Origin of the sequence: Nostoc sp. DedQUE12b, assembly GCF_034530835.1 — a bacterium.
Taxonomy (GTDB): domain Bacteria; phylum Cyanobacteriota; class Cyanobacteriia; order Cyanobacteriales; family Nostocaceae; genus Nostoc.
Genome location: NZ_JAVRCI010000135.1, coordinates 1 through 11470 on the forward strand (window position 1 = coordinate 1; position 11470 = coordinate 11470).

At 42.0% G+C, this 11470-nt stretch carries 10 protein-coding genes and 1 pseudogene; 4 read left to right on the forward strand and 7 right to left on the reverse strand.

Annotated features, from left to right (window positions below; translation table 11 throughout):
- Positions 1–8: 8 nt before the first annotated feature.
- From RMY16_RS32155 to RMY16_RS32170, 4 genes and pseudogenes are all read right to left on the reverse strand, one after another.
- Positions 9–1763: a dynamin family protein gene (locus RMY16_RS32155; RefSeq protein ID WP_322739774.1), complete on the reverse strand. Its 1755-nt coding sequence runs from the start codon at positions 1761–1763 to the stop codon at positions 9–11.
- A gap of 31 nt (positions 1764–1794) precedes the next feature.
- Entirely contained in the window at positions 1795–2805 is a 1011-nt protein-coding gene (locus RMY16_RS32160; RefSeq protein WP_322739775.1) for a hypothetical protein, read from the reverse strand.
- A gap of 426 nt (positions 2806–3231) precedes the next feature.
- Positions 3232–3477, reverse strand: a pseudogene (locus tag RMY16_RS32165) (hypothetical protein); the annotation flags it as partial.
- Between the two features lie 3 nt (positions 3478–3480).
- Positions 3481–4290, reverse strand: coding sequence for an Rpn family recombination-promoting nuclease/putative transposase (locus RMY16_RS32170; protein ID WP_322739777.1), 810 nt, complete (start codon positions 4288–4290; stop codon positions 3481–3483).
- Between the two features lie 258 nt (positions 4291–4548).
- Between RMY16_RS32170 and RMY16_RS32175 the strand changes: the two genes are divergently transcribed.
- The 4 genes from RMY16_RS32175 (at position 4549) to RMY16_RS32190 (ending at position 8818) form a co-directional block, all read left to right on the forward strand.
- Positions 4549–5982: a BCD family MFS transporter gene (locus tag RMY16_RS32175; RefSeq protein WP_322739778.1), complete on the forward strand. Its 1434-nt coding sequence runs from the start codon at positions 4549–4551 to the stop codon at positions 5980–5982.
- Positions 5983–6045: 63 nt separating this feature from the next.
- Positions 6046–6852: an inositol monophosphatase family protein gene (locus tag RMY16_RS32180; RefSeq protein WP_322739779.1), complete on the forward strand. Its 807-nt coding sequence runs from the start codon at positions 6046–6048 to the stop codon at positions 6850–6852.
- Between the two features lie 213 nt (positions 6853–7065).
- A complete protein-coding gene (locus RMY16_RS32185; protein WP_322665239.1) occupies positions 7066–7638 on the forward strand; it encodes a hypothetical protein in 573 nt (190 codons plus the stop codon).
- 223 nt (positions 7639–7861) lie between these two features.
- Positions 7862–8818 (forward strand): MDR/zinc-dependent alcohol dehydrogenase-like family protein, encoded by a 957-nt coding sequence (locus RMY16_RS32190; RefSeq protein WP_322739780.1) that lies wholly within the window; start codon positions 7862–7864, stop codon positions 8816–8818.
- A 44-nt stretch (positions 8819–8862) separates the two neighbouring features.
- Here RMY16_RS32190 and RMY16_RS32195 read toward each other — a convergent pair whose 3' ends face one another.
- The 3 genes from RMY16_RS32195 to RMY16_RS32205 all read right to left on the reverse strand — a co-directional run bounded on the left by RMY16_RS32195 (position 8863) and on the right by RMY16_RS32205 (position 11468).
- Entirely contained in the window at positions 8863–9150 is a 288-nt protein-coding gene (locus RMY16_RS32195; RefSeq protein WP_322665235.1) for a hypothetical protein, read from the reverse strand.
- A 78-nt stretch (positions 9151–9228) separates the two neighbouring features.
- A complete protein-coding gene (gene chlG, locus RMY16_RS32200; protein ID WP_322739781.1) occupies positions 9229–10275 on the reverse strand; it encodes a chlorophyll synthase ChlG in 1047 nt (348 codons plus the stop codon).
- Positions 10276–10367: 92 nt separating this feature from the next.
- On the reverse strand, positions 10368–11468 hold the full coding sequence (locus tag RMY16_RS32205; protein ID WP_322739782.1) for an ArsA family ATPase: 1101 nt from the start codon (positions 11466–11468) through the stop codon (positions 10368–10370).
- Between the last annotated feature and the right edge of the window lie 2 nt (positions 11469–11470).

Genomic DNA, 11470 nt, shown 5'->3' on the forward strand with positions numbered 1-11470 from the left:
ACGACTATTCAAGTCTTAGTACCCACAGCTTGATAACCCGCAACTTGGGTTAGTAGTTCCTCAAACTCTAACTGCCAGCCTCGAATATCTGTAAGAAATGTCTCATCAATAGCTTTGGCTGCTTTGTTCAATTCATCTAAAACATCACTCAATAAATTCCATCCTGAATTTTGAGTAATAGTTTGAACTACTGTTTCTTCAATTTTCGGAATACCACTATCATTTAACGCTTGTGGTGCAATTTCTTCTGGGAAGGGAATGACATCCCTTCCTTTTTCATCTATTTGGGCATATTCAGCACTAAAAAAATGTTTAAAGTCTTTAATATGACTATCAGTTGCCTTACCTTGTTGAATAAGCTTAGATAACAATCCTTGCAATCCACTAACTGAAAAAATTCTTGGTTCTGATATACCAAATTCAACTAAATCTATTCTTAAAGATTCTATTACATCTGCAATAGGTCTATCTCTGTCCGCTTTTCTATCTACTTTATTAAGAATAAAGTAAATCTTACCTGTATTCTCTGCTAAAAATTCTTTACGCTGCTCAATTAAGTCTTGAAGCAATTCTGAGTTCGTGTTGTCCCTAAATGCTGTGTAATCCAGAATGAATAATATAGCATCACAAGTTCGGAGAGCTTCTAAAGCAGTCTGCTTTAAGGAAGTTGTGTTAAGCGAGACAGACTCCCACTCATTGGGGCCAGGAGTATCAACTAATGTGAAACCTGCCAGTGATGGCATTGTACTAATCGCTTCAATTGGATGCTCTAATTCAAAGCGTGTAGTATTGTCTTGATTATTTTTAGCTCGAATCTCATGGGTACGCTCTAAAAATCTTTGCCGAATTTCTCTTGTTTCACCTTCTATTAAAACTATAGGTTCTCGTTTCCCTGCTTGATATTCTAAAAGTCTGGGTGTTTGTCCGGCATCAATTGGACGGATATCTGTACAACAAACTGTACAAGCTTCTGATTCACTTGCTAAAACATCTGCGCCAATTATGGCATTCAAGAAGGTACTCTTACCTGCTTTCATGGCTGCAATCACAGCAACCTGATATTTTTGTTCTGCTAAGGCTTTTAAAGCTTTACTAATGTTATCTTCAATGCTCTGTAATCCTTGGGTACTATCTCTTTCTTTCAATCGTCCAGTACGAATTTGTTTTAAGTATTTTAAAAGTTTATCACCAGTATCACGAATTCTGTTATAGGTTTCTTGAAACTCTTGTTCAGACATATTTTTCGGATCTAATTTCATTGGAATTTCCTTCTTGTTTATATTTGCTCGATTTGAAATGTCTACTGAATTCCAAATTATTTCGCGTTGAACAGCAGCAATAAGATTGCGTGCATAATAGTTGCTGGGTACGCAAATTAACTCTTCATTTATTTTGCAGAGAACATTATTTGTAAGTTCTACTGCTTTGACAAATCCCTTCAAAGCAGCTTCTGTTGGATCTTTATCGATATCCCACATCAAAGAAATAAGACGATGCTGTAATCTAACTGCTAAACGCAAACAATCTTTTTCAACTTCATCTAAAGCGTGCTGTTGAGTTAAATTAAGAATTTGCTTTTTGCTTTCATCAGCTAGTTCATAGTATTTTTGCTCCAAGTTTGTATATTTATCAGCTAGTTCATTTGCAACAGTCTTATGATGTTTAGCAGCTTGTCTATCACTTTCCCCAACAGCGTGAGTAGTAAAAGCACCAACAACTGCTCCAACAGCTAATCCAAGAGCGCCGAAAATAAAAGGAAGCATAAAAACTATGTAATCCTCTAATATTTAATTGCTATTCTTCTGCAAGAAGATGAGGCAGTTTGGAACTAGTAAGCATTTTACTGTCTGCTGAGGTTAATCCTAGAGATTTAGCAATAGCTACTGATTCACTTAACCGTTGCATAGCTCCTTCTATTTCCGGTGCAATTGGGCGATTTGTAATTTCTTGATTAATTGCTTCCGCTTCAGCCAAAAAGTCTAGATTTTTCTGGTGTTCATAAATCAGTTCCTTTTCAATTGCTTCTAATCTTTCTAATTCTTGTTGAGTTAAAGATTCATAATAGATTTTCACCGTTTGTTTATGATCGTCGAGAATTTTGAAAAACTCGTAAACCATACCCGCAGTTCCAACAACAGCTAAAACTGGTGCTGCTGCGGTTAAAGCGATCGCAATTGGTGGACAAGCTGCTGCTACTGTTGTGGTTACAAACGCTGTTACGCCCCCAACTGTGCCGCCTTTTACGGTATCTTTCAATGTTTCTATAGCGGCTTCTTGTGCAGAAATTTCACCCCGAACTACGCGCAGCCCGTTGGTTAGTAACGAAAATGGTGCTGTCGTCGCTACACCAATGGCTGCTCCAAGGGGCGCGGCTTTAACGCCTGCTTTAACTGCACCTGTTAAGTTGTCAAAATGTCCTTTGGCATTTAGTCTCATTTGCTCCTGTGGAGTCATGGGTTTATCGCCACGGGCTAAATTATCTTTGGCGTTTTCCCACTCGATATTTTTGGGATCGTTTGAGCCACCTTTGCTGTGGGGTTTGATGTGACTAGCGTGTTTATCTGATAAGTATTTTTGGGTATTAACATCAGTAGATTTGCCATTAATCCCTGCTCTTTGAGATGGGGGGATTTTATCTAACATTTCTTGGGCTTGCACTCTGGTTCTTATCGGATCACCAGGCCGAATCCCACCTTTATATAATCTACGGGCTGCACTTAAGGATAAATCTTGTAATTGGGCGTGTTGAACGTTAATGTTGGCAACAGCGTTAAAAGCAGAATTACGCTCTTGTTCATTAGACATGGATAAACAAATATATTGTGATGTATTACGTTTCTTTGCTTCATACCAAAGCATGGTATTAGCTTATTTTCTTATGGTTCCCATTTGACCATCAGATGCGATCGCCTCCGATGAAGTCATGAGCATCTTAATCAGTCAGATTTTGGCGCGCTCGCATCATCGCCATACAAAAAGTTAGTATGGTAAGCGGTGAAGTATTTGATACCAAAACAAAATTCTCTAACCTCTGTAGCTTCTGCTTTTCAATGAAGTGAAGAATCTAGCAGCTTAAACAGAGGATTTATTTACTCTTTGATGAAATTATAAGCATCTTAATTTGTCACATTTTGGTGCGATCGCTCTGAAAACCATAAAAAGGCAATTGAGGATTTTAATCAAGCTCTCCTCATTTTGCAAAAATATGACAAGAGACATGAAATGACCATTCTACGTGTTTTGCTGTGCAGCAAGCTGAACATCTTCTATATCAACATTGAGATGTTGAGCAATCTGTTCCATACTCATCCCTGTTTTTAATAACAGAGGCACGGTAAGTTTCAACATTTCAGCTTTCCTTTCTTCTCGACCTTCTTCTCGACCTTCCTCCCGACCTTCTTCTCGACCTTCGGCTTTCGCTTCTTGATAAACCCTTGTCTGTTCCAAAGTCAGTCCCAGCATAGCTTCAACTTCCTCATTCTATGTGCTTGACTGTGCAGCGTTCTGGACAGCTTTTATATCAACATTGAGGTGTTGAGCAATCTGCTCCACACTCATCCCTGTTTTTAGTAACAAAGGCACGGTAAGTTTCAACATTTCAGCTTTCTGTTCTTCTCGGCCTTCTTCTCGACCTTCGGCTTTCGCTTCTTGATAAACCCTTGTTTGTTCCAAAGTCAGTCCTAGCATAGCTTCAACTTCCTCTCTACTCAACGAAGAAAACTTATAAACGGCAATTGTGGTGATGATGTCTAGTATTTCGTTTTTCGGCAGTGTGTCCGTTTCCTCTAATTTTACTCGCTCAATTAATTGCTTTGCTTGCTCCGCCATCACTTTATCGGATGCTAGAGTCAACTGCATTAAGTTGATACCTATTGGCTGCTGATTAGTCGCGCCTAACTCATCTAAATAGATTCGTTGCACTTGGTCGCTGTTGAGAAATATTCGATGAGTTTTTTGATCGCTTGGTTCCAGAGAGCGTGATGAAAAAATTACCACACAGAACCAGTCATCGTACTGAGAACGATTCCGGTTCAGGTACATCAGCGACTCGGTAAAAAACCGATGGTAGAGGGCTTCATCTTTTTGGAATTGAACTTCAGCAAAAAAGATTACCTTGGATGTTGCATCCTCTGGAGGTAAAAACACACCATCCATGCGAAAAGCGGTTTCTTTGACTTCAACTGATTCAAATCGATAGTTTTGCCCTTGCAGAGGAGGATTATCAACCAGTTCAAAAAGTAACCCAGGAAAGCGCTTAAAAATTTGATAGTAAATGGAATCTCGTTTCACTACTTCATCCTAAAATTCTCTTGTTATGCGTAGGCGTAGCCCTTCAGCTGCGCTCAGGAACCACCCGTCGTAGACATCGCAAATTACGCTCAAGCCCAAAGATTAATCCTAACTTGGCTGAAGCATACCTTAATTGAGGTATATGATTGCTTGCCAGATCGCAACTTCAACTTTTCGTTCGCTGATTTTGAGCGGGTAGGGTTTATCTTTATTTAAATAAGAGAGATTAAATCCTATAAACCATACAAAAAAGTAGCTATGGCAAGCGGCGAAGTATTTGATACCGAAAGAAAATCCCTATCTGTGCCAAGGGTAAACCTGCTAACCATGTTCCGGCTGGGTTTATTTCAGATGGGGTTGAGTATGATGTCCATTTTGACTCTGGGGGTACTTAACAGAGTCATGATTCAAGAAATAGCAATTCCGGCGACGCTGGTATCAGTAGTTCTAGCACTGCCTTTATTTGTTGCTCCTTCCCGTGTCTGGTTCGGTCAGATTTCCGATGCCAAGCCGTTATGGGGATACCACCGCACAGCTTATGTTTGGGTGGGCGCGGCAATATTTGCGATCGCAGCCTTTATAGCTGTACAAGTAATGTGGCAGATGAATCTTGCTGGAAATAGTGCAGGTGCTTGGGTATGGACAACTCAAACAATCGGTTGGACAGCACTTTTGGCTTTAGTTTTTGCTGTATACGGTCTAGGAATTTGTGCTAGCGGTACCGCCTTTGCTGCTTTATTAGTGGATATATCTGAAGAAGATAACCGTTCCAAAGTAGTTGGTGTGGTTTGGTCAATGCTAATGGTGGGGATTATTGTTGGGGCGATTATCAGTGCCAGCTTGCTGAAACAGTTAACGCCAGAAGCAACCGTAGAAACCTTGCAGCCAGCAATCAACCGATTGTTTACTATCGTCCCAGCAATTGTATTTGGTTTAGCGATCGCAGCCACATTCGGTGTAGAAAAAAAATACTCCCAATACTCAACCCGTTCCACACTGGTGAACCGGGAAGACAGCATTACTCTTGGCAATGCTTGGAAAATCTTGACAGCTAGCCCACAAACAGGTATATTCTTCACCTTTTTATTGGTGATGACCATCAGTTTGTTTATGCAAGACCCAATTTTGGAACCTTATGCGGGTCAAGTCTTTAAAATGCCCCTAGCGGAAAGTACCAAATTAAATATTTTTTATGGAACGGGTCTACTGATTGCCTACGGCGTTACGGGCTTTTACATTGTCCCGCGTTTAGGTAAGCGCAGAACTGCACGTTTCGGCTGTATGTTGGTAGCATTCTGTGCAATATTGCTAGGTATATCAGGATTCACAGCTAATGCAGCAGTTCTCAAACTAGGTTTAGTCTTGTTCGGTTTAGCCACAGGTTTCTTAACTACAGCCGCAATTAGCTTGATGTTGGATCTTACCGCAGCAGAAGCCGCAGGTACATTTATTGGGGCATGGGGATTAGCGCAGTCCCTTTCTAGAGGTGTGGCGGTGGTAATCGGAGGTACAGTTTTGGATATTGGACGCAAGCTTTTACCAAGCCTAGAGTTAGCTTATGGACTGGTATTTGTTCTGGAAGCCGTAGGAATGGTGCTGTCGATTTGGTTTCTGAATCGGGTGAATATTACAGAATTTCAAACAAGTACTAAGCAAGCGATCGCTTCAGTTTTAGAAAGCGATTTAGACTAAACTGTATTGGGCATGGGACAAATGACCAATGACCAATGACCAATGACAAATGACTATTAACCAATGAATGATTTTTGGACAACAATTCTTGATTTTGCCCAAACTACCACTACGAGAGTGGGCAAGCAGCTAATGCAAGATTTTGGGCAAGTCCAGGCTTCCCAAAAAGCTGATGGTACTTTGGTGACGCAAGCAGATAAATGGGCAGATCAGGAAATTCGGGATGCGATCGCTTCTACTTTCTCTGGTTACGGTATTTTGAGTGAAGAGAGCGATCAGTCATTTCCCGGTACTGAGTGGTGCTGGGTAATTGATCCTCTTGATGGTACAACCAACTTCACACGCGGCATTCCCATCTGGACAATTTCTCTGGGTTTACTATATCGAGGCACGCCCATTTTTGGTTATGTTTACGCACCAACTTTAAATCAAGCTTTTCATGGTTTTTGGCCGGGTTCATCTGGGTTAGCAACGCCAATGGGAGCATTTCTCAACCTCCACCCCATCCATACCAGTATTGATAGTCCCAGTAATAATCACTTCTTCAACCTCTGTTCCCGTAGTACCGCAGCTATGAAAAACGGCTTTCCCTGCAAAATTAGGATGTTGGGTGTTGCTAGCTATAACTTCTTGACAGTTGCTACTGGGGCTACTCTAGGTGGTATTGAGGCGACACCAAAAGTTTGGGACTTAGCGGGGGCTTGGGTAATTGTCCAAGCTGCTGGTGGGGTCTGGTCATCGCTTAAATCAGAACCGTTTCCGTTGTCACCGGGAGAAGATTATAGCGATCGCTCTTTTCCCACCCTTGTAGTTAGTCGTCCCGAATTAGTTCAGGTATTTCAACCTTTTCTCGAAGGTGTAAAAATTTAATTTGCTGCATTATTATACTTGAAAACAGTGATTTTGTCAACCAGTATAGTCAATGGCGGCACATCGATATTAAACTTAACAAGACCCTAGTCAAACAAAGAATTTAGTATAAATGAAGCTGGTAATAATCCTGATTTAAGCGCAAGACCGGTGTAGTTATTAATTTAAGTATTGCTGTGATTTTAATTACACTGGTTAACTTAATATAATTTTATGTTATCTAATCTAGATTTAATTCGAGAGTTTGTGCAAAACTCTATCCAGAAAAAAGAAGTTTTGTTGTCAAATCCTGCTTTGACAGCGCAAACAGTGTATAAAACAAACCAACTAACAGCGAAATCTGAAGGCGTGATTGCCACCGCTCAAATATCTAACACTTTATCTGACTTCTTGATTTCTCCAAAATCATCCCAGTGGGAATTGATAAATCAGGTATTAGCAGAATATGCTTATCTCCTCAAAGGAGAAGTAGATAGTCGGGGTTACTATCAGTATCAATACTGCGAAGTTCCCAAAGGTTATCAGATGCACTGTACTAAATCTGTACTTATATGGCGAGCTTGGTGGAAATATCGCAAGTATACTTCAAGACCAGGGATTCCTTTGGAACTTCTGATTAGAACACGAGATTCATGGTATCCAATTAGAGATTTAGTTATTAGCGACGGACTTCTCTATATCAAAACCTTGGGAAGTGAAATTGCACTTAGTTCAGATGACTTGGTTACTTGGTTAAGCAAAGTTGATGTAACCAAAATAAAAGAAATACCTTCTACAGAGACATAGGTATGGTTATAGGGGTACAGATGTACGTCGGTATATATTAGACCTGTTGCAAAAGAAACTTTTGCAACAGGTGGGTAAAGGAGAAAGGTTAAAGGGAAAAGGTTTTTCTTATTCCTTTCCCCCTTACCCCTTACCCTTTTCCCGACAAATGCCAAGAAGTCTATTTTATAAAAATTTTTCAAAGTAGTATGACAACCTAATTAGGCAAAGGACGTGAAGAGCAATGAAAGGACTTTGGCTCGAAAATAACCAGTTGCAACTACGCACGGATATTCCCATTCCTGAACCACCACCGGGAGAAGTCTTAGTGCGCGTCTTACGTGCAGGTATCTGTAACACTGACTTGGAACTACTCAGAGGCTACTATCCTTACACTGGTATTTTGGGGCATGAATTTGTCGGCATTGTCGAACAAGGGCCAAAACACTTAGTTAACCAACGCGTAGTTGGAGAAATCAACGCTGTGTGTGGGCATTGTCGGTTTTGCCGCAGCGGACAACCAACTCACTGCGAAAATCGCACAGTTCTAGGTATTGTCAACCGGAATGGAGCCTTTGGTGAATATCTCAGTTTGCCGGTGGAGAACCTGCATCCCGTACCTGATAATGTGCCGACAGAAGTAGCAACATTTACCGAACCTATAGCAGCAGCTTTGGAAATTCAACAGCAAGTGCCATTGCGTCCAAGCGATCGCGTGTTAGTGGTTGGAGATGGTAAATTAGGGCAGTTAGTAGCCCAAACACTAGCCCTAACTGGCTGTGAACTCTTAGCTGTAGGACGGCATCAAGACAAACTTGCCAACTTAGAGGCACGGGGGATAAAAACTGGTTTAGCTGATGCTGTGAAAGATGGATATTTCGATATTTCAGTAGAATGTACTGGCAACCCAGAAGGATTTGCGATCGCCCGCCGCGCCCTCCGTCCCCGTGGTACGCTTGTACTCAAAAGTACGTATGCTGGCAACCTCAGCCTAGATGTTTCTTCCTTAGTAGTGGATGAAATCACCCTCATCGGCTCCCGTTGTGGCCCCTTTACACCAGCCCTCCAGCTACTAGCCACAGGACAAGTTGACGTGCAACCCCTGATTCATGCCACCTACCCCCTCATTGAAGGGCTTGCGGCTTTTGAACATGCCCAGAGTCGCGGTGTTTTAAAAATATTGCTGAATATTAGTGAATAGTTATTGAATATTGGGCATCTTTCCCAATCCCCAGCCCCCAATCCTTAATACAGATAGGGATTCGTCTTCGGTTGATAGTCCAAACAATTGATTGCTTCTTCTGTATTGGCAGTAGATGGGCGTACAGTACATTTAAGGCGGTAATTGTCAGTAAAGAATTGGCAACCAGTACAGGGGATTTGATGCATTTGCTTGGCTGTAGCCACGCTATCTCGCGCCGCCGTCCAGAGACTCAACATAACGAGAATAGTTACAGTCCAAGCAGTGATAAAACATATTGGGATTAGCAAAGGTTGAATCGCGTGAATCAGGAAAGATATAAGTTCTAACACGGCATTTTCTGATACAAATTAGGAGTTAAAAGTATATTAACTCCTAACTCCTAATTCATAACTCTACTGAGAAGTATATTAAATGCCAGCATGACCCAGCGCTAAACCTGTTACCAGCATTCCCAAAACAAGAAACGGTTGGGCACTGGCTTGGTACTTAACATCATTCTTCACAGGATCGCGCAGAAAATACATATCCTGCAAGGTGATTTGCGGAATGATTAAGAGTATTAGTATTGTTGCATACAAATTCTCATGGATGCTGACCAGATAAGCTGCTATCAACCCTTGAAATACATCAATCGTTACTACACAAATCCATGCCGCAGTGGTGATGCCAAACATTACGGGTAATGACTGTAATCCTAACTGGCGATCGCCTTCTACACTCTTAAAATCATTGACAATGGCAATACCCAATCCAGCCAAGCTGTAGAACATTGTCAAAATTATAATTGTGGAATTGAGTTCGCCAAACAAAGCGTGTCCTGTAGACCAAGGTAAGGTGATATAGCTTGCACCCAAGGCGTAGCTACCTAGCCAGCCGTTTTGCTTGAGTTTCAGGGGAGGTGCAGAATAAATATAGGCGATGAAAGAACCGATAATCGCGATCGCTGTAATTGTCGGGAATTCATGACCAGACCACACATCTAGCACAAATGCCAAACCATAGCCAGCAATCAGTAATACCCAAATCTGAATAATTACCTGGGGTAGGGGAATTGCTCCAGAGGGAATTGGGCGATAAGGTTCATTGATGGCATCGATTTCGCGATCATAGTAATCATTGAGAATTTGGGTGTAACCTGTCATCAACGGCCCAGCCAGTAACATACAGGCTGCTACCTTCAACACATTTTCCAGCGTCCAAGTATAGTTACCAGAAGAAGCTGCACCACAGACTACCCCCCAAATTAGGGGAATCCAGGTGATGGGCTTCATGAGCTGCAAACGAATTTTCCAAATTGAAGTTTCCCCAGACGCTGCACCTTTCATCCCCAACATCTGCCTAGTTTTCGCACTGCGATCGGCAGATGCGAGCGCTTGCTCATTGGGATTATTTACCACTGAGTCTAACGCCTCAGATGGGTTAGGGTCTGGGGTAATGGGAGTTGATTCTGACATAAAGCGTATTTTTTTTAGAGTGAGGAGTTAGGAGTTAAAAGTTATGAATTATTGTTTTATTCCTAACTCGTCACTCCTAACTCCTAACTAAATTAAAACGAAATTATCAAATAATTATTCTGAAACTTTGCTCCAGCAACAGGTCTGCCACTCAGAGCCGGGGGTAAGGGAATATTACGCCGCTGATCTCCGGCTTCTACCGTGACTTCTGGCCCATATTGGGTAAGCTTCACCTGCTTTTTGTCAAATCCTGGCAAGAATAAGCGTACTTGACGATTGTGGATGTCTATTTCAATAGGTTTAGGAGCCTGTAAAGCTTGTGCTTCAAAGTTGGGTAGAGCATTTATCAGTGGTTGCCAGTCACCTGTGGACAAGTCGGGAACGACACTCACAGGTAGGGGTATAAATTCCTCTGACAGGTTGACATTTGTCTCGGTAGACACAAGCAGAACACCACCGACAGTTAAACCGATTTGTTGAGCGCTACCCCATAAATAACGAGCGTTTGCTACTTCAATTGCATCTCCTGTAGTCACCAAGAAAGCAGCAAGACGCTTGGGATCGGCCAGAGCGGCTCTCCCCTTTTCTAAGAAATTATTGACTTGGTTAGTGGGCCCTGCAAAGTTATCTGCTGTCCAGTTGATATTGAAAAAACTGCTAATCAGCGGTTGAATCAAGGGCGATTCAGTAATCGTCTTCCCCAAGTCTGAGTTGACAAATAATTGCCGAAATCGCCGAACATACCAACTCAGAGATTCTGGCAAACCCAACATTCGCAGCGTTAAAGAGTCGCCCGTGCCATCGTAGACAATGGCATCATATTTGCCACTGGCATCATATTCGCGCATAGCATTCAGTGCCAGGGCATTGTCCATCCCTGGTAATACTACCAGTTCTTGACCAAAAACGTCTTTGAAGATGGGTGTACGAAGATATTGCGCCTCAAGTTTCTTCACTTCGTCCCAATTGCGTTCTAGCAGTACAGATGCTTGAAACTGGACTGCTTGCAAATTGGGAGCGATTTCCTGAGGCTCGGCAGCAATGGGAGTACCTAGCAGGATTTGCAATGTTGGTTCTGCTTGTCCTGCTAAGAGTACACGCTTGCCTTGACTTGCCAATAATTTGGCGGCGGCGATCGCAATTTTGGTACGAGCGGTGCCGCCTTTGCCCAAAAATGTCAATATTAGAGCCATTA

Coding starts and splice junctions, on each gene's coding strand:
- RMY16_RS32180 (WP_322739779.1), top strand. CDS start 6,046: ATGAATGATTTTTGGACAACAATTCTTGATTTTGCCCAAACTACCACT.
- RMY16_RS32185 (WP_322665239.1), top strand. CDS start 7,066: ATGTTATCTAATCTAGATTTAATTCGAGAGTTTGTGCAAAACTCTATC.
- RMY16_RS32205 (WP_322739782.1), bottom strand. CDS start 11,468: ATGGCTCTAATATTGACATTTTTGGGCAAAGGCGGCACCGCTCGTACC.
- RMY16_RS32155 (WP_322739774.1), bottom strand. CDS start 1,763: ATGCTTCCTTTTATTTTCGGCGCTCTTGGATTAGCTGTTGGAGCAGTT.
- RMY16_RS32190 (WP_322739780.1), top strand. CDS start 7,862: ATGAAAGGACTTTGGCTCGAAAATAACCAGTTGCAACTACGCACGGAT.
- chlG (WP_322739781.1), bottom strand. CDS start 10,275: ATGTCAGAATCAACTCCCATTACCCCAGACCCTAACCCATCTGAGGCG.
- RMY16_RS32175 (WP_322739778.1), top strand. CDS start 4,549: ATGGCAAGCGGCGAAGTATTTGATACCGAAAGAAAATCCCTATCTGTG.
- RMY16_RS32160 (WP_322739775.1), bottom strand. CDS start 2,805: ATGTCTAATGAACAAGAGCGTAATTCTGCTTTTAACGCTGTTGCCAAC.